Below are 23,233 nucleotides of genomic sequence, written 5' to 3'. Positions count from 1 at the left end.
TTATGCGGTGATTGGGCTAGGTGTTCCTTCCCCGACCGTGGTGCGGATTTTCAAAGCTCCTTGGGCCGCCAGAAAGAGTTGCGCAGCGCCAGCTAAAGCCAGTGCCGCCCCGGCAACGGTGATGATGATTGACAGCCCGGCAACGATGGCCGTGGCGCCGAAACAGGCCAGCAGCGCACCGCCAGTAAAGCGCAGCAGCAGGCACGCTGAAACTTCCCGCCATTGCCGATCCAGCGCCGCCATGCGGGGGTCCGGCAACGACACCGTGGTTGAAATACGGCGCAAGGCCAGGTATGCGGCGCCGGCCAAGACTATGGTGCCCACGATCAGTGGGACGCTCTCGGCCCAGCCGAACTTGACCTGCGTGCTTAATGCGGCGGCCACCAGGCAGGCAAGGAACGCCAGGAATGCCGCAACGGGCACAATGAAAGCGGTCCCGGCAACAAGGCGCTGAGGTGTCCCGGGCAATTTTTCACGGGACGGCAGTGCCGAGAACATCAGCAGCCCACCACTGGTGCTCAACACTGCTGTGAGCACCACAGCCATGCCAGCCTGGCCCACCTGACCGGCCAGAGCGATGGATACCCGGAACAATGCGACAAACATGATGATCGAAAAAATGATCGCAACCGCTGTGGGCAGTTGAGCGCGCACCATGGCCTTCTTCCGCTCAGCGGCGCTCACCTGGCGCGGTCCGGGCCCGGCAGTGATGGCCAGCGGTGCCTTCTTCTTGGTGATCCACGACGCGAGAGCCGTAACTCCCCATGCCAGAGCCGCGAGCACGGCAAGGACGACAATCAATTTGGTCATGGGCAAACTCTGTCATGGATAGCTGAAGATACTTCATCGTCACCGTGCGGGGAAGATATAACTTATGACTCTGACTACCTTCGCGCTCGCCGACCAGAACTTCACGCTCAGACGGGCGCTTGGATCCGACGTCGGACCCATTGTGGAGTTAATAGCCCGGGACCAGCTGCGAGCCGCAGTGGAATCGGGTGCCCCCGAACACCGAGCACCTTATCTTGCCGCGTTTCATGTCATCGATGCTGACCCGGCCCAGCTGCTGTGCGTGGTGGACTCCGCCGACGGGGCAATGGTGGCGACCATGCAGTTGACGTTCATTCCCGGGTTGGCCCGAGGGGGTGCCCTGCGGCTGCAGATTGAGGCTGTGCGGGTCGATGAGGGACTGCGCGGGAACGGATTGGGTTCTGCCATGATCTCCTGGGCTGTTGGGGAGGGGCGCCAGCGCGGCGCCGCACTGGTGCAGCTGACCAGCGACAAGTCCCGAGTGGAGGCGCACCGCTTCTACGAACGCTTGGGCTTTACTCCTTCCCATGCAGGGTTCAAGCTGCAGCTTTAGCAGGTGTGCCCGCTTCATGTTCGACGGCGGTGGCGGGGGGACAACTTTCGGGGATGGAAATAGTTGTCCACAGATTTTCGAAAAGGGCCCATTGTGGGCGGTGAATGTCAGTACCCAAATTTAGAATATGAGTAGCAAAGAAAAAAGTGGTACTCAAACGCATAGTCTAATTCAGTGGTTCGGGTTCAACGGGCGGGTGATGGGCATGGTGGTACGGGAGTGGTTGGAGTCCTCCCCATGGGGTGCCCGTGCGGCCGCCGGTGCTGCACCCGTTGGCGTCAGTCCTGCCGAGGCCGCTCCGACCCCGGGAACCGCTGATCAGGGGCTCGATGTTCGTTGCGGCACGGTCCTAGTGGCGGCGGGTGTGCTCGTGGAGGCGTGTTCGCGGTTCTTTGACCCGGTGGTACTGGCGCAGTTGGACGCCGCCCTGGCCTACGAGCTGGCGGCCCAGGCCCGGAGCACAGCCGAGGATGCAGTGGCCGAGCTTGACCGGGGTGTCAGGGAAGGCCGCAGTGCCGAATCGTTGGCCGAATTTGCCCAGTACAGCTCCGGTGTCGGGGCCGCGGCCCGCAAGGCCGGTTCCCTGTCGGACCAGGCGGCGAGTGTGTTGCTTGCCCTGCGCGGTAGCGGCCCGGTAAACGGCCCGGTAAAAGGCCCGGGCGGGGCAGGTGCGGAGGTCTGCGGTGCGGACGTCTCCGGGGCGGCCCTGATCGAGATCATCGGGCGTCTGGAGGAGACGAAGAACGCCGTCGCCGCCGTGCAGGCCCAGGCGCAAGCCTTGTTTGTGGGCCAGCAGCGGCTGGCCCAGGCGAAGGCCGGGATGCCCCGCAATGCCATCGGCCGGGGCATCGCGGCGCAGGTGGGCCTGTCCCGGCACGAGTCCCCGCACAGGGGCCGGCAACTGTGCGAACTCGCGCACGTGCTGGTGCGGGAACTTCCACACACCATGAATGCGTTTGTGGAAGGAAAACTCAGCGAGTACCGGGCCGGGATCATTGCCAGGGAAACGGTTTTCCTGCAGTTGGAGGACCGTCTCCGGGTCGACCAACTCATCGCCGCGGACGGCGATGCCCTGGCGCGGATGGGGACGCGTGAGTTGACGGCGGCCACGAGAAGTGCCGCGTACGCACTGGACCCGCAGGTGTTTGTGAAACGCCACGAGATGGCGGTGGGGGAGCGCCATCTTTCCCTTCGCCCGGCTGCAGACGGCATGACCTTCTTGACCGCACTGATTCCGCTTCGGCAGGGCGTGCGAATCTTGGCAACACTGACCAAGGTGGCCGAAAGCGCCAAGGCCTCCGGTGATGAACGGGGTAAGGGCCAGCTCATGGCCGACGCCCTGATACACCGGCTCACAGAACACGCGCCATGCGATGCCGGAGCTGGCGGGGTGGGCGACCACAGGGGAGTCTCGGCCGGTGGGACTGGCACAATGGAAGCAACTGGCCTGCAGGCGGCATCACCGCTGGGTGGGGCCGCCACCGGGACGTTGTGCACCACGGTGGATGAAGCTAACATTTCACTTGAACTGGTCATGACGGACCGTGTGCTCTTTGGGAGCGCCAATGATCCAGCCGTTCTGGCCGGATACGATCCCATTCCCGCACCTCTGGCACGCAGCATGGTGCTCGGCGGTGACGGGGCTGGATTCTCACCCAGGGTCTGGCTCAAACGCCTCTTCACCCATCCTGACAGCAATGCGCTTATTTCCATGGACTCAAAGGGAAGGCTCTTTCCCGAGGGGATGAAGGAATTCCTGCGCCTGCAGGACCAGCGCTGCCAAACACCGTACTGCGACGCGCCCATCCGTGAATACGACCATGTCAAGGCATACGCCGCCGGAGGGCTCACCAGCATCGACAACGGACAGGGTCTGTGCACTGCGTGCAACCAAGCCAAGGAAGCGCCGGGCTGGGCGTTTGAGCGCAACACCGTGCCCGGGGGCGGCCTGGTCAGCACTGGAACCATCACACCCACGGGTCACCGCTACATCTCCACGGCCCCGCCGCTTCCCGGGCCGTCGCGCGGGAAGCCAAGCCGCAGGGCAAACAGGCGATGCTGACGGCTCACCTCGCTTCGCAGGCAGGACCCCTCAGGCCAGGCGCACCGCTCGGAGGACCTCGTCGTGGATGGTGATGGTCTGGCCGTCGGGCCCCAACGATGTTCGGGACCGGGCTTGGGACACCAGGAGCTGCCATGCGGCTGGGTCCAGGGCCGCAGCCATCTGCTCCGCGGTGAAGAACCGGTCCGCGCCGAAATGCGCGTGGACGCCAGCCTGAACATCCTGCGGCGAATGCCCCACCAGCAACAGCGTCCCGCCAGGGGCAACAGCGTCTGCCAAGCGAGCAAAGAGAGGTTCCCGATCCGGGCGGGGCAGGTGCATGAACTGCGCTGACACCAGATCAAAGGACCATGCCGGGGGAGTCCAGACCAGAAGGTCGTGGTGCTCCCAGATGACCGACCCGGTTAGCTCGCGGTCGGCGGCATGGAGGGTGCCCTTTTCCAAAGCCACGCTGGAAATGTCGACGGCGGTGACCTGCCAGCCGCGCTCAGCCAGCCATACGGTATCCGCGCCCTCACCGCAGCCGACGTCCAAGGCAGTTCCCGGGGCCAGATCCGAGGCCTCGGCCACTAGCTGGGGGTTGGGGTGCCCGCTCCAAAGCGTACCGTGCTGGCCATAGCGATCATTCCAATAATTCTCATCAAATATTGCAGTCATGGTGCCAGCGTATACGCCAGCACACGCTCCGCGTCAGGGCAAATTTACCTCGACTGGTGAGGCGGTACGGGCCGCACGCTTTTGCTTGCTCCGGACGCGAAGGATCCAAATAATTCCCGCAATTGTCAGTACAAAGGCGGCGATGCTGGCGTAGAACCAGATAACGTAGTTCCCGGATGTCGCACTGAGTTCCTTTTGGGACTCATCTGAATTCCAATAGGAATCATAGTTGCCGGGCTGGGTGGCAGATACGACGGGGACTTCTGGAAAGGAACTGAGCGCGGGCTCCTTTTTGCTGCATTTGATGCGTTGCATCAGTTGATTTGTATCCCCGTAGGCGTTGGTAAATTCATACACGAGGCAGTACCAAACTGTGGTGGTGTGCCGCTTGCCGTCTGTGGTCCGTTTGTCTTCCACGATATCTACGGCTTTTGCTGTGGCTTCCGAGCCAGCACCGGCCCGGAGTTCTTGAAAATTCTTCAGGGTTACAGAGGCCTCTGGCATTATTTGATAGGTCATAGGTATCAGCAAGCCGAGCACGATGGCTAAAAGAACTAGTGAACGCTACGTACCAAATTTGGCACGAATCACCAATCCTATTGCAAGCTTAAGTTCACGAATTACCCTTCCATCATGTCCGGCAGGGCCTGATGCGTGGCAGCAGCGAGCCGGTTCCAAACATTGATGGCCGAAATGGCCATCAACAGCATCGGCAGTTCCTTGCCCTGGAACTGATCAAGGTGACGGCAATGGCTGCCCGTGCTTCCTTGGCGTGCATGTCCAGGCAATAGGCGCAGCCGTTAATTTGTGAGGCCCGGATCTTCACCAGAGCCAGCAGGTCCTCGCCGAGGGAGCCGCTGCGGTGACATTGGCGATGCTTCTTCCTAGTGAACGTGTTCCAATGGCTTCTTTAAGCTTCCCGCCACATGCTGGTTTCGGCAAGGGTGGGTCCGCGAACCGTTGCCAAGTGAGCTGAGTCACGCATACTTCAAGTCATGGCCACATTAGATCCGGCCAATGCCAGCAGGGGGATGGCCGAATCGCTTCCCAAGGCCGCATTGCCCCAGAGTTCCCAGCCGGCACCTGTCAGTCGTGCGTGGCTATGGCATTTTGCGCTCGCCTGGTTCGGTTTCTGGCTGCTGGTGATGCTGCCGGGCCAGTTCATGGTCGCCAAAATCAGCGCAACTGTGTCCCCCGAGAACAAGGTGGGCGTGGCGTCGTTCCTCATCGCTGAAACGGCCATCGTAATCCTGCTGTCGGTGCCCGTCATCGGCGTGCTGTGCGACCGCACCAGCAGCAGATTCGCCCGACGCCGCAGCTGGGTACTAGCGGGATTTGCGACGGCGGCCGTCCCCTTCGCGCTGGTAGGCCTGCAAACGAACTGGGTCATCATCGCGCTGCTGGTGGCCGTGGTCGCCTTGGGCGAGGCGGCCGTTTTGGTGGCACTCTCCGCCATGATCGCCGACCAGGTCCCCGTGAACCGGGCCAGCTTGCGCCATGCCATCACGCTGCCCCGGCCCAGCGGCTACCCCGGCTACTACTGGGCCATGGCCTCGCGAGTGCTGATCCACGCCGGTAACCTGGTCGGCACCACGTACCTGTTCTTTTTCCTCTCCGACGTCCTGGGTGTCAAGAACCCCGACGATTCCCTGCTCATCCTGATCTTGATCTACCTGGTAGCTTGCGGGTTCACCAGCTGGCTCGGCGGGGTGCTTTCGGACAGGTGGCGCCGGCGGCGGATCTTCATCGCCCTGGCTGCCGGCCTGCAGGGCGCCGCCGCGCTGCTGCTGGCCGCAATGCCCACCTGGGACGCGTCCATGGTGGCGGCCGTGCTGCTGGGGCTTGGTTTTGGCATGTTCTTGTCCGTTGACCAGGCGCTGGTGACAGATCTGCTGCCCAATCCTGAAACCCGCGGCCGCGACCTGGGCCTGGTCAACACCGCCCAGCACATTCCCATAGCGCCCATCGTCGGCTGGCTGGTGCTCAGCGTGGCCGGCTATCGCAGCCTGTACCTGGTGGCGGCAGTGATCATGCTTGCCGGCGGACTCGCCGTGTACCGGATCAAGAACGTGCGCTGACCCCAACCGGCCCGCCCGCTGACCGCACCCGAACGCCGTCGTACTTTAAGGAGAGCACCGTCCCATGAAAGCCATAGTTGTCCTGTTCGACACGCTCAACCGCCGTTTCCTGCCGCCCTATGGCAACGACTGGGTGCAGGCGCCGAACTTTGACCGGCTCGCCGCGCGCACCGCCACGTTTGAGAACTGTTACGGCGGGTCCATGCCGTGCATGCCCGCGCGGCGGGAATTACACACCGGACGCTACAACTTTTACACCGGGGCTGGGGGGCCTTTGGAGCCCTTCGATGATTCGGTGCCCGAAATACTCAAGCAGGCAGGCGTCTACACCCACCTGGCCACCGACCACCAGCATTACTGGCTCGACGGCGGCGCCACCTACCATCCGCGCTTCAACACCTTCGAACTGGTGCGCGGGCAGGAGGGTGATGAGTGGAAGGGGCACGTGGCCGATCCGGATCTGTCGGGCATCCTGGAGTTTTCCAGCAACCAGATGCTGCGCCGGCGGGACCGCATCAACCGCGGCTACCTCCAGGATGAAGGCGACCACCCGCAAACCGGAACCTTTGACGCCGGACTGCACTTCATCGAGACGAACCATGGCCAAGATAACTGGATGGAGCAGATCGAGACGTTTGACCCGCACGAACCCTTTTTCAGCAATGAGCAGTACAAGGCCCTGTACCCGCACGACTACGACGGACCGGAATTTGACTGGCCCCGATTACAAGCAGACCACCGAGTCTGCCGCGGATATGGAGCACCTGCGGTACGAGTACGCGGCACTGCTGTCCATGTGCGACAACTCGCTGGGCCGGGTGCTCGACACAATGGACGAGCATGCACTGTGGGAGGACACCTTGCTGATCGTGTGCACCGACCACGGGCTGCTGCTGGGCGAACACGAGTGGCTGGGCAAGAATGCGCCGCCGTTTTACGACGAGACCATCCACACGTCGCTGTTCATCTGGGACCCGCGCTCGGGTGTCCGGGGGGAGCGCCGAGACGCGCTGGTGCAGACCATCGACCTGGGGCCCACGCTGCTGGATGTCTTTGGGGTGCCTGCTACGGCGGACATGCAAGGACATTCGCTGCAGGACACGGTTCCCCGCGATACCCCCGTGCGCGAGGCCGGGCTATTTGGCATCCACGGCGGGCACGTCAGTGTGACCGACGGCCGCCATGTGTACATGCGGGCCTGCGCCCGCCCCGGCAACTCGCCACTGGTGGACTACACCTTGATGCCCACCAACATGCGCGGACGCTTTCCCGCCGAGATCCTCAGCCGGGCCGAGCTCGTGCAGCCGCTGCCTTTCACCAAGAGCATGCCGGTGCTGCGCGCGCCCGCCTACAGTTACACGGACCCGCACAGTTTCGGTACGCTGCTCTTTGACCTGCAGAGCGACCCCGAACAGCAGACGCCGCTGCAAGATGATGAGTTGGAGCTGCGCATGGCCTCGTTATTGGTGGAACGTATGCGCCATAACGCGGCGCCGCCGGAGCAGTTTGAACGCCTGGGACTGCCCAAAACCGGGCCCGTGACTGCTGAGCACCTGCTGTTGCGGGCGCAATGGGACCAGGTGCTCTCCTCGCGCAGCGGCCCCGTTGCCGCGCAGAGTTTTCCGGCGGCCGGATCAGCGTGAACCAGCCACTGCGGGAGCTGCTGGCCGACCCGGCCGCGCTCGCCGTGCTGCGGATGCGGCTCGGTGCCCTGGTGGACAGCCCGCTGCCTGAGGAAGCCATGGGCATGACCCTGGTGGAAATCACCAACCTGGCCTTCGGCATCATCACGCACGACGCGCTGCGGGCGATCGACGGCGACTTCGCTGCTCTCTCCAACAGGCAGCCTGGCTAGACGGCGGCCCCGCCCTTGCTGTTCCGGATCAGCTCCTGATACCAGTAGTAGGAGTCCTTGGGCGTGCGCTTCTGGGTTTCGTAGTCAATGTGGACCAGGCCGAAGCGCTGGGAGAAGCCAACAGTCCATTCGAAGTTGTCCATGAGCGACCAGTGAAAGTAGCCGCGCACGTCCACACCGGCATCCATGGCGGATTTCAGGGCGCGGAGGTGGGCATCCGTGTACTGAATCCTGCGCACATCCCGCACCCGGCCGGCGTCGTCCGGGCCATCGTTGATGGCGGCACCGTTCTCCGTGATGTAGATGGGCGGCAGCTTCTCGCCGTAGCGCTCCTTGAAGCCCACCAGCAGCTCGGTGAACGCCTCGGGGACCACGGGCCAGTCGAAATCGGTGCGCGGGTAGCCTTCCAGCTCGCGAAGGGAGAACGGCAGCGACGCATCAAGCTCGTAGCCGTCGACAAGCGCGGCGTCATCGGTGGTGGGGGCGCCCACAAGCGTGGGGTTGTAGGAGTTGATGCCGTACCAGTCGATGGGGGTGGAGATGGTGGCCAAGTCTCCGTCGGGGATGGGCGGCAGGAACGGGGCCAGTTCCTCGGGGTAAGCACCGGTGAGGACGGGGTCGGCAAAGATCCAGTTGGCGATGTTGTCGTACAGCCCGGCCGCCTGCAGATCTTCCTCATTCTGGCTGGCCGGCCAGGTGAGCGCATGGTTGTTCGCGATGCCAATGTTGGATGCCCCCGCGGCACGCAGCGCTTGGACGCCGAGGCCGTGCGCGAGCAGCAGGTGGTGCGCGGCGGGCAGCGCGTCAAAGCCCAGTGAGAGCCCCGGCGCCTGGATGCCGGCCCCGTAACCGAGCATGGTCAGGACCACGGGCTCGTTGATGGTGATCCAGCGCGGGATCCTGTCGGCGAAGTGTTCGCCAACGATCTGCGCGTAGTCGGCAAAGCGTTCGGCGGTGTCCCGGTTGAGCCAGCCGCCAGCCTGTTCCAGTTCCAGCGGGGTGTCCCAGTGGAACAAGGTGGGGCTGGGGGTGATGCCGGCCTCGAGCAGGCCGTCAACGAGTTTGTCGTAAAAGCCCAGTCCGACGGCGTTCACCGCACCTCTTCCACCCGGCTGGATGCGGGACCAGGAGAAACTGAAGCGGTACGCGTCAACACCCAGCTCCTTCATGAGCGCGGTGTCCTCCGGATACCGGTGGTAGTGGTCGCAGGCCACCTCGCCCGTGTCGCCATTGACGATGCGTCCGGGCTGGGACACAAAGTCATCCCAACTTGAGGGCCCCCGGCCACCTTCGGTGACCGCCCCCTCAATCTGGTAGGCGGCGGTGGAAACCCCCCACACAAAATCGGCGGGAAATAAAGGTAACTCGGGCTTGTTCATGGAGACCTTTCATCGACTGTCCGTGGCCTGAGCTTTTCGGAGGTTGGATGGGAAGTCAAGGGATCGAGGCAATGTGTCGGCCTGGACCGCTGCAGTATGTGCTCCAGCCGGACCGCGATGGCTGCAAGGCCCGGAATCGATCACCAGCCCCGGTCCAGCGACGTCTCCCCGCACCACTGGTCCATATGGAGACTAAGGAGAATATGGTCTGGCTCCTCTCCGCCAGCCACAACGTTCAGGCGATCTATCAGCGCTACATGGGATGGTTCGGCAACGGTGGCTTCCGATGGGCAGTGATGCCCATCGCGTTGGGGCGCACGTTCTCACTACGATGAGGGCGGAACCCTATCCGGACAGGCCGGGAAACAGATGACAAGGAAGTGAAGCAGATGCACGCACCCGCTATGAAGTCAGTGACCTTGGCCCATGCAGCAGAGGAAGTGTTCGCCGCAGTGGTGAAGACTGTGGAGGGCGGCAAATTTGAAATGGCCGCCGCTGATCCGGCAACACTCAGTGCCACATTCTCCAGTGGCAAGACAGCGTTATCGTGAGGCAATCTGTACATCGCCACTGTGCGGCCCGAGCCCAAGGGGACCATCCTGGAGTTGGTCTGCGGGGGTGTGGACAATGCCCCCAAGGCGCTGCTGGACAAGTGGAAAAATTCCAAGACTGCTGACAAAACGCTCGCCATCATCGCATCGAACCTCCCCTGACCCGCCCACCACGAGCGAACTAGTGCGACAACGATGTGTGAGAGTGAGGGACCGGAGCGCAAAAGAAAAAAGTCCGAAGCTCCAACCTGAAACAGTTGGAACTTCGGACTAACGGTGCCCTCGATAGGATTCGAACCTACGACCTTCCGCTCCGGAGGCGGACGCTCTATCCCCTGAGCTACGAAGGCGCGGCAACCGTGGTTGCCAAAGGGAACGAGAAAGAGTTTAGCAGGTGAGGGGCGCTTGATGGAAAACCGGTAACGTTGGGGCAATGGTGAACACATGGGCGCAAGAGTGAAACAGCGGGCTTGGCTATTCGCGGCGGCCATCATCTTGACCGCGCTGACCCTGCGCGCGGCCGTGACTGTAGTTCCGCCGTTGATCTCAACCATCAACAACGATCTCCCGCTGACCCCCGCCACCATCGGCTTCTTGGGTATGCTCCCCACCGCTGCTTTTGGCTTGTTCGGCTTCCTGACTCCCTATGTGATCCGCTGGGCCTCGCTTGAACGGCTCATCGTCATCGCCGTCCTGGTGGGCATGGTGGGCCAGCTTGCGCGTGTCATGGCGCCGAACACCATGCTGTTTCTGGTTTTCTCGGTTGTGGCATTCGGTGGACTCGGCGCCGGAAACGTCCTGCTGCCGCCGCTGGTGAAGAAACATTTCCCCACCAAAATCGGCCTCATGACGGCACTTTATGTCACAGCCATCTCCGTGGGCACCGCCCTGCCCGCGCAACTCTCGGTCCCCGTCGCCGACGCCACGAACTGGCAATTCTCCCTCGCCTCCTGGGCCGGGATCAGCACCATTGCGCTGATCCCGTGGCTTGTTGCGCTCTTTTCCCAACGCACACCTTCCCCAGGCACGACGGCGTCCGCCGCCTCCGCTGGCACCGGGCCTTCCGCCGTCGTACTTGCGCAGGAGCTGAGAGTGCATTCGTCCCCGGTGCACGTGGCTGTGCCGGAGAAGATGAACCTGTGGAAGTCGCCCACGGCATGGGGGCTCACCTTCATGTTTGGCTGCACCTCACTGAATACTTATGCAATGTTTGCGTGGCTGCCGGAGATCCTCACCCAGGCCGGTCTTGACAGGGGCCAGGCCGGCTCCATGCTGGCGCTCTTTGCCGCATTGGGTCTGCCGTTGAGCCTGTGCATCCCACTCATCGCCGCCAAGATGCGCAACCCCTTCCCGGCGGTGGTGGTGATGCTGGGCTGCTTTGTTGCCGGCTATCTGGGCCTGCTGCTCGCGCCCGCAAACGGCACCTGGCTCTGGGTGGCGCTAGCCGGTCTGGGGCCGGGCACGTTCCCGCTGTCCTTGCTGCTGATCAACCACCGCACGCGCACCCAGCTTGGTGCCGGAGCACTCTCCGGGTTCAGTCAGGGCATGGGCTACACGTTGGCCTGTGCCGGTCCGCTGTTCTTTGGCCTGCTGCGGCAGTCGACGGGATCGTGGACGGTGCCGTTTGTGTTCTTGTTCGCCACGTTAGTGCTGCTGGGCGCCGGAGCGTGGATCATTTGCCGCCCGAAGATGCTTGAGGACGACTTCGCAGAAGCGCGCCCCATCCCGGCTTGAGTCGCCCGCCGCTGAGAAACCTCGTTGAGGGGACACATCACCCCTCGTTGAGGGGACAGATCTTCGCGCCGGTGATCCGCCCCCTCAACGTCTAAAGCCCCAAGAGCCCGCCCCGGCGTCGCCTCCGTCATTGGTTCTGCAGCTCCTGCGGGTGTTGGGAGTCAGCACGCGCAGAAGGTGCAAAACAGACGGGATCAGGCAGGAGCTGCCTGAATCTCAGCGCGGCCCTGTTCATCTTCGCGGCGGGGATGATCTGCCCCCTCAACGAGGTAGGACCATATTTTGGGCGGATTGCAGGAGCCAAGCGGTGAAACCGTACACTTGGAGACGTGACTCCTGAAGAACTTTCTGCCGCCATTGCCACCTGCCTCAAAGAAGCCTTCGACGCCGGTGAACTCAATGTTCCCGCCCAGGCCCTGCCCACGGAAGTCCGTGTGGAGCGGCCCAAGAGCCGCGAGCACGGCGACTGGGCCACCAACATCGCCCTCCAGCTGGCCAAGCCGGCAGGTGTTCCGCCGCGCAAAATCGCCGAATTACTCAGCACGCGCCTGGCACAGATCCCCGGCGTATCCAAGGTCGACATTGCCGGCCCCGGCTTCCTGAACATCATCCTTGATGCCGCCGCCGCCGGCGAACTGGCCAAGGCCATCGTGGAGGCGGGCAAAAGCTACGGCACCACCACGGCGATGGTCGGCACCAAAATCAACCTGGAATTCGTCTCCGCCAACCCCACCGGTCCCATCCACCTCGGCGGCACCCGCTGGGCCGCCGTGGGCGATTCCTTGGCCCGGATCTTCTTGTCCCAGGGTGCAGACGTCACCCGGGAGTACTATTTCAACGACCACGGGAACCAGATCGACAAGTTTGCCCGTTCCCTGCTGGCCAGCGCCAAGGGCGAGCCCGCACCGGAAGACGGCTACGGCGGTGCGTACATCCAGGACATCGCCGGCGAAGTCATGGCGAACAACCCGGACATCCTCTCCAGCGAGGACCCGCAGGAAGAATTCCGCGCCCAGGGCGTGGAACTCATGTTTGCCGCCATCCGCGCCTCGCTGCACGAGTTTGGTGTGGACTTTGACGTGTACTTCCACGAGAACTCCCTCTTTGAGGACGGCGCCGTGGAGAAGCTCCTTGAGCAACTCAAGGGCTCCGGCAACATGTACCTCAAGGACGGCGCCTGGTGGCTGAACTCCACCGACTACGGCGACGATAAGGATCGGGTGGTCATCAAGTCCGACGGCAACGCTGCCTACATCGCCGGGGACATCGCGTACTTCAAGAACAAGCGAGACCGCGGTTTTGACCTGTGCATCTACATGCTCGGCGCTGACCACCACGGCTATGTGGCCCGCCTAAAAGCCGCCGCGGCAGCCATGGGCGATGACGCCAACCGCGTCGAGGTGTTGATCGGCCAGATGGTCAACCTGGTCCAGGACGGCAAGCCCGTACGCATGTCCAAACGCGCAGGCACGGTTGTCACCATGGAAGACCTGGTCGAGATTGTTGGCACCGACGCCGCCCGCTACTCCCTGGCCCGCTTCTCCTCCGACTCCAACATCGACATCGACCTGGACGTGCTGACCAAGAAGTCCAACGAGAACCCCGTGTTCTACGTCCAGTACGCCCACGCCCGCACCTGCGCGGTGGGCCGCAACGCCGAGGCCGCCGGCGTGGACCGCAGCGCCTTCGACGCCGGCGCGTTGAACCACGCCACCGAGTCCGAGCTGCTGGCCGTGCTGGGCCAGTACCCGGGCGTGCTGGTTCATGCTGCTGCGTTCCGTGAACCGCACCGCGTGGCCCGCCACCTGGAAGTCATCGCCGGCGCCTACCACCGCTGGTACGACGCCTGCCGCGTGACCCCCATGGGCGAGGAGGCAATCACCGACGTGAACCGCACCCGCCTGTGGCTCAACAACGCCGTGGGCCAGGTCCTGGCCAACGGGCTGTCCCTGCTGGGCGTCTCTGCCCCGGAACGGATGTAGGACATGACTGACTCCACAACGCGGCCGGTTACCGGCGCCGAGCTGGCCCCCGCTTGGCTGCCTCCTGCAGGAGATGTCAACGCACTGGTTCCGGCCCTGTGGGCGCACGACGTCGAACGCGTCGGACACGGTGAACTCACCATTAGCGGCATCCCGGTCAGCGAGCTCAAGGCACAGTTTGGCACGCCATTGTTTGTCATGAGCGAGGATGACTTCCGCCTGCGCGCGCGCACCTTCAAGGACGCTTTCGATGAGGCCTTTGGCGATATCTGCGGCGGCGTGGACGTCTACTACGCCGGCAAGGCGTTCCTGTCCGTTGAGGTGGCCCGCTGGGTCGACTCCGAGGGGCTGCGCCTTGACACCTGCTCAGGCGGTGAACTGGCCGTGGCGGCCCGTGCCGGGCTCAAAGGCGCGAACCTGGGCCTGCACGGCAACAACAAGTCTGACGCCGAGATCAACCGCGCCCTAGACATGGGGTTGGGCCGGATCGTGGTGGACAGCCTGCACGAGCTGCAGCGGGTGGCGGACATCGCCGCGGCCCGGGGCGAGAAGGCCAATGTCATGTTGCGTCTGACCCCCGGGGTGCACGCACACACGCATGAATCCATTGCCACCGCGCACGAGGATCAGAAGTTTGGCCTCAGTTTTGTCGCCGAGGATCCGGAAGCTCCGGGCATGAGCGCCGCCGAGGCCGCCGCGAAGCTGGCCGTGGAAGCCGAAAGCATCAACTTTCTGGGTTTCCACGCCCACATCGGCTCGCAGATCTTTGAGGCCGAGGGCTTTGAAATTGCCGCCCGCAAGCTGCTGCACTTCACCCACGAAATCCAGGACAAGTACTCCATCACACTGCCCGAGCTGGACTTGGGCGGCGGCTACGGCATCGCCTACACCGCTGTGGACACCCCGCGCCCGGCGGCCGAGGTCGCCCAGGCGATGGCCGCCGTCGTCCACGAGACCTGCGCGGAACTGGGCATGGTTCCGCCGCGCATCTCGATCGAGCCCGGACGGGCCATCGTGGGCAGCACCACCTTCACCTTGTATGAGACCGGCACACTAAAAACGGTGCAGGTTCAGGTGGACGGCCAAGAAGATGTGACGGCCCCGCGCCGTTATGTGTCGGTGGATGGCGGCATGAGCGATAACGCCCGTCCGGTGCTGTACGAGGCGGATTATTCGGCCGTTGTGGCCAACCGCGCCTCCGCGCAGGCACCGGCTTTGTCCCGAGTGGTGGGCAAACATTGCGAGAGTGGTGACATTGTTGTTAGAGATGTATATCTGCCCAATGACGTGGCGGCCGGTGACCTGCTTGCAGTTCCCGGAACGGGCGCGTACTGCTGGGCACTGGCCAGCAACTACAACTATGTGCCCAGGCCGCCCGTGGTCGCCGTCAAAAACGGCATCGCACGCTTGATAGTGCGGGGCGAAACAGAAGACGATTTACTGGCACGCGATTTAGGGATCTAGAGAGACTTTGACAGAGCGCAACACCGCCGTGGTTGACACGGACACCCCCCGCCCGAAGACCCTGCGGGTCGCCCTTTTGGGCGCAGGCAATGTTGGCGCGCAGGTGGCCCGCATTTTGCTCGACGACGCCGAATCCCTGGCCGCGCGCACCGGCGCACGCCTGGAACTGGTGGGCATAGCAGTGCGCACCATCGACGCCCCCCGCGAGGTGGAGCTGCCCCGTGAGCTATTCACCACCGATGCCTCCGCCCTGGTGCGGGACGCCGACGTCGTCATTGAACTGATGGGTGGGCTGGAACCGGCCCGCACGCTGATCCTGGAAGCCATCGAACACGGCGCGTCGGTTATCACCGGCAACAAGGCGCTGCTGGCAGTGGATGGCCCCAGCCTGTATGAGAAGGCCGACGCCGCCGGCGTGCAGCTTTCCTACGAGGCCGCCGTCGCCGGGGCGATCCCCATCCTGCGCCCCATTCGGGACTCACTGGCCGGGGACAAGATCACCCGTGTCATGGGCATCGTCAACGGCACCACCAACTTCATCCTTGACGCGATGGACACCACGGGCGCCGAATTTCCCGACGCCCTGGCCGAGGCCACCCGTCTGGGCTATGCGGAGGCCGATCCGACCGCCGACATCGAGGGACACGACGCCGCCGCCAAGGGTGCCATCTTGGCCTCGCTGTCCTTCCACACGCGTTTTGCGTTGGAGGACGTGCACTGCCAGGGCATCACCGCCGTCACTGCCGATGACATCGCAGCGGCCAAGGATGCCGGGTTCGTCATCAAGCTGCTGGCGATCGCCGAAAAACTGGAAACCACCGGTGCCACAGGTGTTGGCACCACGGGCGTGAGCGTGCGCGTGCACCCCACCTTGATTCCCCGCGAGCACCCGCTGGCCGCCGTGCACGGCGCGTTCAACGCAGTGTTCATCGAGGCCGAGTCCGCCGGGGAGCTCATGTTCTACGGCCGCGGCGCCGGCGGCACTCCCACGGCGTCGGCCATCCTGGGCGACGTCGTTTCGGCCGCCCGCCGCATGGTTTTGGGCGGCCCGGGACGGACGGAAACCACCACGGGCGTTTTGCCTGTCCTGGGCATCGAGGCCGTCACCACGCAGTACTACATTGGCCTGGACGCGGCTGACCAGCCGGGCGTGCTGGCCAAGATTTCGGCGCTCTTTGCCGAAAACGGCGTCTCCATAGAAACCATGCGCCAAACCGTGCACCGTGAGAGCGACGACGGCGGGAACGGTTCCGCCGAGCTGCGCATCGTCACGCACCGTGCCAGCGAGGCTGCTCTGGCAGCAACTGTCGAGGCCATCAAGGGCCTGGACATCATAAATTCCGTAACGAGTGTGTTGAGGGTGGAGGGAGTCTGATGGCTCACCAGTGGCGCGGAGTAGTCCGTGAATATGCAGAGCGTTTGCCGGTAACTGCGGATACCCGCATCATCACGCTGGGGGAGGGTGGCACACCTTTGGTGTTCGCCCAGCACCTTTCGGCGCTGACGGGTTCCAAGGTGTACCTGAAGGTTGAGGGCATGAACCCGACAGGTTCCTTCAAGGACCGCGGAATGACCATGGCCATGACGGCGGCAGTCGCCGCCGGTGCCAAGGCAGTGGTGTGTGCCTCCACGGGCAACACCTCTGCCTCGGCGGCCGCATACGCCAAACAGGCCGGTCTGACGTGTGCCGTCCTGGTGCCCGAGGGCAAGATCTCCATGGGCAAGTTGAGCCAGGCCGTGGCACACGGGGCCACCATCCTGCAGGTCAACGGCAACTTTGACAACTGCCTCGATGTGGCCCGCAAACTAGCCGAGTCCTACCCGGTGTTCCTGGTGAACTCCGTCAACCCGGCCCGCATCGAAGGCCAGAAGACAGGCGCGTTCGAGGTGGTTGATGCCTTGGGCGACGCTCCGGACTACCATGTGCTGCCCGTTGGCAACGCCGGCAACATCAGCGCGTACTGGAGGGGCTACAAGGAATACTGCGCCCCCTACGAGTCCGCCACCGCCGGCACGCTGGAGGCCGTCTCCACGCACACCCCCATCATGTGGGGCTTCCAGGCGGCCGGTGCCGCACCGTTCGTCGCAGGCCACCCCATCACCGAGCCGGACACGATTGCCACTGCCATCCGCATCGGCAACCCGGCATCCTGGGACATGGCCATTGCCGCCCGCGACGAATCCGGGGGCCTGATCGACTCGGTCACCGATGAGGAAATCCTTGCCGCGCACCGTTGGCTTTCGGCCAAGGAAGGCGTGTTCGTTGAGCCGGCCTCGGCTGCAGGCGTTGCCGGCATTTTGAAGAAGTACGCTGCCGGAGAGGTTCCCAACGGCAAGACCTTCGTGGTCACGGTCACTGGGCACGGACTGAAGGATCCTGACTGGGCGTTGAAAAACACCGACGGCAGTGCCGTGGAGCCCACTAAGGTAGAGTTCGACGTCGTCACCGTGGCCACAGCACTGGGCCTAACGGACTAGTAGCGCACCCTTCCATGACAGGTCCCACTATGACGTCCCCGCTTCACGCCGCCGTTCTGAAAGTTCCTGCTCCGGGTTTCACCGCCACGGTGCAGGTACCCGGAACCAGTGCCAACCTGGGTCCCGGCTTTGACTCCCTGGGGCTGGCCGTTTCGCTGTATGACACGCTGAGCGTGTCGACCCTGCCGTCTTCGGGCCAGGGTGGCGGGAGCATGGATGCCGTCCTGGAATTTGATCTGCGGGGGGAAGGGGTGGCGCAGCTGCCCCTGGACGCCACCCACCTGGTGGTCAAGGCCATGGACCTGGCCTTTGCCCGTCTGGGGTACCGGCGCGGGGGTTTGCGAATTGCCGCCGAGAACGTGCTGCCGCACGGGCGGGGGCTGGGTTCCTCCGCCTCGGCTATCGTGGCTGGCATCATGGCGGCTAATGCCCTGGTCGACAGTGCCGACCAGCAGGATTCACAGTGGATCCTCCAGCTCGCCTCAGAAATGGAAGGCCATCCGGATAATGTGGCACCGGCCATCTTTGGCGCCGCCGCCATTTCATGGCGTGAGGGGCAGAGGTACGCTAGTGCCAAGGTGACGCCGTCGGGGGCCGTGATCCCGGTGGTGGCCATCCCGAACTTTGAGGTCAAGACCGAGCTGGCGCGCGGCCTGCTGCCGGCGACCGTGCCCCATGCCGACGCCGCCGCCAACTCGGGCCGGGCGGCCCTGTTGATCCACGCACTCAAAGACGCACCCGAACTGTTGGGTGCCGGGACGCGGGACTTTCTGCATCAGGACTACCGTGCCGCGGCCATGCCGGAGAGTGCTGCGCTTGTGGCGAAGCTGCGCGAGGATGGTCATGCTGCGTTCATCTCCGGTGCCGGCCCCACGGTGATGGCCCTGGCCAACGGCGCCTTGGAGGCCGACGCCATGGTGGCTTTCATCGCTGGTTTGGGCGGCGAGGAGAAAAAGACATCCAAGTTCGGCGTGTCTTGGCGTGTTCTGCGGCTGGCAGTGGACCTTGAGGGTGCTAAAGTAGAAGTGCATCCGGGTTCACAAGCGCTCTAGGGCTGTTTGCCCATAGTTTGTAGCCCAGTTTTGATGCCACCATCTCCACTACGCCAGTCTCTTGGACGTGCGGGATGGAACCTCAGCTGATTTCCCTGCCCCAACCAGTGCGGTTGCGGCTTCGCAGTTGACTTCAATCATCGCGGCCCCGCCTTAGGGGTTCGCCATCGAGGGGGAAGGATCCTTCGTGACAGAAATCGTAACTACAGCCGCAGGTACCAAGGCGGCTGAGTTGAACGACACCGCAAAATCGGCTGGAACCGCCAAGTCGGCTGGTTTGGCTGGTTTGAAATTGGCCCAGCTGCAGGCACTAGCCGGCCAGTTGGGTATTACGGGCGGTTCACGCTTGCGCAAGGGCGATTTGGTGGATGCCATTTCGGCCCACCAACGTGGCTCTTCCGTGGCAGACCGCCCCGCTGTTGCAGCAAAGGCCGAGCCAGCTGTTGCAGCCAAGGCAGAGGCCCCGGCTAAGCGCACCACCCGGTCCAAGTCAGAACCCGTTGCAGCAGAGTCTTCCGAGCCTGCCGTTGCACCCGTCGCCAGTGAAGTAGCTGAGCGAGGCGTCCGAGGGCGCGGCCGCAGCCGCCGTGCTGCAAGCAGCGACGGAATCATCACCACCGACGCGGGTGTGCAGAGCATGGTTGTTTCCACTGAGGTGGCGGCACCTGCAGCTGTTGAGAGCGTCGCAGCCACCGGTACCAGCGCCGACGCCAGCGCCGACACCGATGTCGAGGTGCGCCGTCAGCCGCGCACCCGCAACCGCAGGGCACAAGGCGGCGGCCGCACGGCCGACACCGACGAGGCCGCAGTTGTTGCTCCGGCGCAGACTCCGGCCGGCAACGGTGAGAGCCTCCCGGCCGAGAATGCGTCGGAGGAGACCGGTGAACACACCGAGCACTCCGAGCGTAATTCCCGCAATGGTCGCGGTAACCGCAACCAGCGCAACAACGACCGTGCAGAGCGCAGCAGCACTGAGCGCACAAACACCGAGCGCACAGCCGGGGAACGCGGCTCCAACGAGCGCACCGCCGTCGAGCGTCCCGCGGGCGAGCGTAACTCCAACGAGCGCAACTCCAACGAGCGCAACGACGACGAAGACGGCTCACGGAACAACCGCAACCGCCGCAATCGCCGGGACCGCCCCGCAGCCGAGACCAACGACCGCAACGATCGCGGCAACAACAACGATCGCGGCAACAACAACGGCCGCAACGATCGTAACGATCGTTTCCGGGACCGCAACGACCGCCGCCGCGGCCGCACCCAGGGACCGGACTTCGATGACTCCGAGGTCACCGAGGACGACGTTCTGCTGCCCGTGGCTGGTATCTTGGACCTGCTGGACAACTACGCGTTTGTCCGTACCTCCGGCTACCTGCCCGGTGCCAACGACGTTTATGTCTCGCTTTCCCAGGTCAAGAAGTACAACCTGCGCAAGGGTGACGCCGTGGTCGGTGCCATTCGTGCGCCGCGTGAAGGTGAAGACCGCAGCCAGGCGACCAGCGCCCGGCAGAAATTCAACGCCCTGGTGCGTGTTACGAGCGTTAACGGCAAGAACCCGGATGAGCTCAAGGACCGTGTTGAGTTCTCCAAGCTGGTTCCGTTGTACCCCTCCGAGCGCCTGCGCCTGGAGACCGACCCCAAGAAGATCGGTCCCCGCGTCATCGACCTGGTTGCCCCCATCGGCAAAGGCCAGCGCGGCTTGATCGTGTCCCCGCCTAAGGCTGGCAAGACGTTGATCCTGCAGTCCATCGCGAACGCCATCACTATTAACAATCCTGAGGTTCACCTCATGATGGTTCTGGTTGACGAACGTCCCGAAGAGGTCACAGACATGCAGCGCACCGTCAAGGGTGAGGTCATTGCCTCCACCTTCGACCGTCCCGCCGATGACCACACCCAGGTTGCCGAGCTCTCCATTGAGCGCGCCAAGCGCCTGGTGGAAATGGGCATGGACGTTGTTGTTCTCCTGGACTCCATGACCCGTCTGGGCCGTGCGTACAACAACTCCGCTCCGTCCTCGGGCCGTATCCTCTCCGGTGGTGTCGACTCCGCAGCGCTGTACCCGCCGAAGCGCTTCTTCGGTGCAGCCCGCAACATTGAAAACGGCGGCTCGCTGACCATCCTGGCCACGGCATTGGTGGAAACCGGTTCCAAGGCTGATGAGGTCATCTTCGAGGAGTTCAAGGGCACCGGCAACATGGAGCTCCGCCTGTCCCGCCAGCTGGCAGACAAGCGCATCTTCCCGGCCGTTGACGTCAACGCCTCCGGCACCCGTCGCGAAGAGAACCTGCTCTCCCCGGAAGAGGTCAAGATCATGTGGCGCCTGCGCCGCGTCCTCTCCGGCCTGGAAATGCAGCAGTCCCTTGAATTGCTCACCTCCAAGATCCGTGAGACGCAGTCCAACGTCGAGTTCCTCATGCAGATCCAGAAGACCACCCTGGGTTCCAAGGCCGAACAAGACAAGTAGCTAAGCACAAGAGGCGGGGCCGTACATCACTGTGCGGGCCCGCCTCTTCGCGTTGGTACTGCCATCGTTATTAGACTTGACACACGTCGAGAGAGGTTTTGAAATGTTTGAATCCATCCACGGGTTGCTTGATGAGCACGCCGAGTTGCAGATGCGCCTCAGCGACCCCGCTGTGCACGCCGATCAGTCGTTGGCCAAAAAGCTGGGCCGCCGGTATGCGGAATTGAGCGGCGTGGTGGAGGGCTACCACCAGGTTGAGCGGCTCACCGACGATCTTCAGGCCGCCAAGGAAATGGCGTCGGAGGATCCCGAGTTTGCCGCCGAAGTACCCGTGCTTCAGGAGCAGCTTGCCACCGCCCAAGAGAAGCTGCGCCGTCTGTTGATCCCGCGCGACCCCGACGACGCACGGGACGTGATCCTTGAGGTCAAGGCTGGCGAAGGCGGAGACGAGGCGGCCCTATTCGCGGCGGATCTGGTGCGCATGTACACCCGCTACGCCGAAACCCGGGGGTGGAAGACGGAGATCATCTCGGCCACGGAGTCGGATCTGGGCGGTTACAAAGACATTTCAATCGCCGTCAAGGGCCGTTCAAACGATCCGGCTGAGGGTGTCTTTGCGCGCCTGAAGTTTGAAGGCGGCGTGCACCGCGTACAGCGTGTGCCTGCCACGGAATCTCAGGGACGCATCCACACCTCGGCTGCCGGGGTGCTTGTTTTACCTGAGGTTGATGAGCCTGAAGAGGTTGACATTAGCCAGAACGACCTCAAGATCGACGTCTACCGGTCCTCGGGCCCCGGCGGACAGTCTGTTAACACCACCGACTCCGCCGTGCGCATCACCCACTTGCCCACAGGTATCGTGGTGGCCATGCAGAACGAGAAGTCCCAGCTGCAGAACCGTGAAGCGGGCATGCGCGTGCTCCGCGCCCGCATCTTGGCTCACCAACAGGCCATCATCGATGCCGAAAACTCCGCCGTGCGTAAGTCCCAGATCCGCACCATGGACCGCTCCGAGCGCATCCGCACCTACAACTACCCGGAAAACCGGATTGCCGACCACCGTACCGGTTACAAAGCTTACAACCTGGACGCCGTCATGAACGGCGATCTGGAACCTGTGGTGCAGTCGGCCATCGAGATGGACGAGCAGGCTCGATTGGATGCGTTGGGTGACTGACACCTCCGATTCCCTGGCCGATGTGGTGAAACGTGCCACGGCGGTCCTTGCGGCCGCCGGAGTGCCCTCTCCTGCGGTGGATGCGCAGCTGTTGGCAGCCCATCTGCTGGGCGTGGGCCGGGGTGAACTGGTGGCCATGTTATTTGGCACAGCTGTGGCACCGTCCGGCTACGACGCCTTGGTGGCGCGCCGGGCCGCTCGGGAACCCCTGCAGCACATCACCGGGACGGCCTACTTCAGGCATTTGGAGCTGGCCGTGGGCAAGGGGGTCTTTGTGCCCCGGCCGGAGACGGAGTCTGTGGTCCAGCTGGCCATCGACGTATTAACACAGCTGAACCAAGAACGTGGTGCCGGTGCCTCCACCCTTGCCGCCGACCTCGGCACCGGCTCGGGTGCCATTGCCGGCGCCCTGGCAACCGAGGTCCCCGGTTGCGCGGTGTTCGCCGTCGAACTCAGCGAAGACGCCTATCCGTGGGCCGACAGGAACCTGGCCGGCACGGGGGTGACGTTGGTGCACGGGGACATGCGGGAGGCGTTTGCGGAGCTGGACGGCACGGTGGACGTGGTGGTTTCCAACCCTCCCTACATTCCCGCCAACGCCATTCCCCGAGACCTGGAAGTGCGCCTGCACGATCCCCACATGGCGCTGTACGGCGGGGGAGCGGACGGCATGGAAATGCCCACGGCCGCGGCCGCCACCGCTGCACGCCTGCTGCGTCCAGGCGGGTACTTCGTTATGGAGCACGCAGAGGTGCAGGCAGCACAGATGGTGGCGCTGTTCGAAGGCAGCGGCAAGTTTGAGAACATCCGGACCCACGTAGACCTCACGGGACGGGACCGGGCCACCAGCGGCTACCGCCGCTAACTCCACGTCGCAAAGCGCTGGGGACGGGTAACGCGTTCATCGTCTTGGGCGCAGTAGTGAAAGAAT

General features: G+C 63.6%; 20 protein-coding genes, 1 tRNA gene and 1 pseudogene. 16 read left to right on the top strand and 6 right to left on the bottom strand.

Annotation, left to right across the window (positions count from 1 at the left end):
* Complete coding sequence (locus AOC05_RS10315; RefSeq protein ID WP_062007145.1) at positions 1-810, bottom strand: hypothetical protein; 810 nt, start codon at positions 808-810, stop codon at positions 1-3.
* A gap of 64 nt (positions 811-874) precedes the next feature.
* On the opposite strand from AOC05_RS10315, the gene AOC05_RS10310 reads away from it, so the two are divergent.
* Positions 875-1,363, top strand: coding sequence for a GNAT family N-acetyltransferase (locus AOC05_RS10310; protein WP_062007144.1), 489 nt, complete (start codon positions 875-877; stop codon positions 1,361-1,363).
* A 199-nt stretch (positions 1,364-1,562) separates the two neighbouring features.
* Positions 1,563-3,425: an HNH endonuclease gene (locus AOC05_RS10305; RefSeq protein WP_062007143.1), complete on the top strand. Its 1,863-nt coding sequence runs from the start codon at positions 1,563-1,565 to the stop codon at positions 3,423-3,425.
* A gap of 30 nt (positions 3,426-3,455) precedes the next feature.
* Here AOC05_RS10305 and AOC05_RS10300 read toward each other — a convergent pair whose 3' ends face one another.
* From AOC05_RS10300 to AOC05_RS19780, 3 genes are all read right to left on the bottom strand, one after another.
* Positions 3,456-4,082, bottom strand: a complete 627-nt coding sequence (locus AOC05_RS10300) for a class I SAM-dependent methyltransferase (RefSeq protein ID WP_062007142.1) — start codon at positions 4,080-4,082, stop codon at positions 3,456-3,458.
* A 33-nt stretch (positions 4,083-4,115) separates the two neighbouring features.
* Entirely contained in the window at positions 4,116-4,601 is a 486-nt protein-coding gene (locus AOC05_RS10295; protein WP_157374960.1) for a hypothetical protein, read from the bottom strand.
* Positions 4,602-4,782: 181 nt separating this feature from the next.
* Positions 4,783-4,908, bottom strand: coding sequence for a carboxymuconolactone decarboxylase family protein (locus AOC05_RS19780; protein ID WP_230085299.1), 126 nt, complete (start codon positions 4,906-4,908; stop codon positions 4,783-4,785).
* A gap of 169 nt (positions 4,909-5,077) precedes the next feature.
* Here AOC05_RS19780 and AOC05_RS10290 point away from each other — a divergent pair, with 169 nt between their 5' ends.
* The 4 genes and pseudogenes from AOC05_RS10290 to AOC05_RS18930 all read left to right on the top strand — a co-directional run bounded on the left by AOC05_RS10290 (position 5,078) and on the right by AOC05_RS18930 (position 8,015).
* Positions 5,078-6,160, top strand: coding sequence for an MFS transporter (locus AOC05_RS10290; RefSeq protein ID WP_062007140.1), 1,083 nt, complete (start codon positions 5,078-5,080; stop codon positions 6,158-6,160).
* Positions 6,161-6,224: 64 nt separating this feature from the next.
* Positions 6,225-6,797: pseudogene (locus AOC05_RS20340) on the top strand (sulfatase-like hydrolase/transferase); the annotation flags it as partial.
* A gap of 73 nt (positions 6,798-6,870) precedes the next feature.
* Complete coding sequence (locus tag AOC05_RS20335) at positions 6,871-7,803, top strand: sulfatase-like hydrolase/transferase (RefSeq protein ID WP_197277813.1); 933 nt, start codon at positions 6,871-6,873, stop codon at positions 7,801-7,803.
* Positions 7,800-8,015 carry a hypothetical protein gene (locus AOC05_RS18930; protein WP_082357917.1) on the top strand — a complete coding sequence of 72 codons (216 nt, stop codon included), beginning with the start codon at positions 7,800-7,802 and terminating at the stop codon, positions 8,013-8,015. Before AOC05_RS20335 ends, AOC05_RS18930 begins: the two co-directional genes overlap by 4 nt.
* Here the strand turns inward: AOC05_RS18930 and AOC05_RS10280 are convergent.
* On the bottom strand, positions 8,012-9,394 hold the full coding sequence (locus AOC05_RS10280) for a GH1 family beta-glucosidase (RefSeq protein ID WP_062007139.1): 1,383 nt from the start codon (positions 9,392-9,394) through the stop codon (positions 8,012-8,014). The two genes, AOC05_RS18930 and AOC05_RS10280, sit on opposite strands and share 4 nt — an antisense overlap.
* 389 nt (positions 9,395-9,783) lie before the next feature.
* Between AOC05_RS10280 and AOC05_RS19440 the strand changes: the two genes are divergently transcribed.
* Positions 9,784-9,945, top strand: a complete 162-nt coding sequence (locus AOC05_RS19440; RefSeq protein WP_154605714.1) for a hypothetical protein — start codon at positions 9,784-9,786, stop codon at positions 9,943-9,945.
* A 277-nt stretch (positions 9,946-10,222) separates the two neighbouring features.
* Here the strand turns inward: AOC05_RS19440 and AOC05_RS10275 are convergent.
* Positions 10,223-10,295: transfer RNA gene (locus tag AOC05_RS10275), tRNA-Arg, on the bottom strand.
* Between the two features lie 94 nt (positions 10,296-10,389).
* Between AOC05_RS10275 and AOC05_RS10270 the strand changes: the two genes are divergently transcribed.
* The 9 genes from AOC05_RS10270 to prmC all read left to right on the top strand — a co-directional run bounded on the left by AOC05_RS10270 (position 10,390) and on the right by prmC (position 23,167).
* Positions 10,390-11,679 (top strand): CynX/NimT family MFS transporter, encoded by a 1,290-nt coding sequence (locus AOC05_RS10270; protein WP_062007138.1) that lies wholly within the window; start codon positions 10,390-10,392, stop codon positions 11,677-11,679.
* A 329-nt stretch (positions 11,680-12,008) separates the two neighbouring features.
* A complete protein-coding gene (gene argS / locus AOC05_RS10265) occupies positions 12,009-13,661 on the top strand; it encodes an arginine--tRNA ligase (protein WP_062007137.1) in 1,653 nt (550 codons plus the stop codon).
* A gap of 3 nt (positions 13,662-13,664) precedes the next feature.
* Complete coding sequence (gene lysA, locus AOC05_RS10260) at positions 13,665-15,125, top strand: diaminopimelate decarboxylase (protein ID WP_062007136.1); 1,461 nt, start codon at positions 13,665-13,667, stop codon at positions 15,123-15,125.
* 7 nt (positions 15,126-15,132) lie between these two features.
* Positions 15,133-16,500, top strand: coding sequence for a homoserine dehydrogenase (locus tag AOC05_RS10255; RefSeq protein WP_231687091.1), 1,368 nt, complete (start codon positions 15,133-15,135; stop codon positions 16,498-16,500).
* Complete coding sequence (gene thrC / locus AOC05_RS10250; protein WP_062007135.1) at positions 16,500-17,603, top strand: threonine synthase; 1,104 nt, start codon at positions 16,500-16,502, stop codon at positions 17,601-17,603. The genes AOC05_RS10255 and thrC overlap by 1 nt, the downstream gene beginning before the upstream one ends.
* A gap of 14 nt (positions 17,604-17,617) precedes the next feature.
* Entirely contained in the window at positions 17,618-18,655 is a 1,038-nt protein-coding gene (gene thrB, locus AOC05_RS10245; protein WP_420480351.1) for a homoserine kinase, read from the top strand.
* A gap of 196 nt (positions 18,656-18,851) precedes the next feature.
* Positions 18,852-21,125: a transcription termination factor Rho gene (rho, locus tag AOC05_RS10240; protein ID WP_186760711.1), complete on the top strand. Its 2,274-nt coding sequence runs from the start codon at positions 18,852-18,854 to the stop codon at positions 21,123-21,125.
* Positions 21,126-21,228: 103 nt separating this feature from the next.
* Positions 21,229-22,302 carry a peptide chain release factor 1 gene (gene prfA, locus AOC05_RS10235; RefSeq protein ID WP_062007132.1) on the top strand — a complete coding sequence of 358 codons (1,074 nt, stop codon included), beginning with the start codon at positions 21,229-21,231 and terminating at the stop codon, positions 22,300-22,302.
* The gene (gene prmC, locus AOC05_RS10230; RefSeq protein ID WP_062007131.1) at positions 22,286-23,167 is read left to right on the top strand and encodes a peptide chain release factor N(5)-glutamine methyltransferase; all 882 of its coding nucleotides are present in this window, start codon (positions 22,286-22,288) and stop codon (positions 23,165-23,167) included. Before prfA ends, prmC begins: the two co-directional genes overlap by 17 nt.
* The last annotated feature ends 66 nt before the right edge of the window (positions 23,168-23,233 follow it).

Origin of the sequence: Arthrobacter alpinus (assembly GCF_001294625.1) — a bacterium.
Lineage (GTDB): Bacteria > Actinomycetota > Actinomycetes > Actinomycetales > Micrococcaceae > Specibacter > Specibacter alpinus_A.
This window is presented reverse-complemented; position numbering and strand designations above follow the sequence as displayed.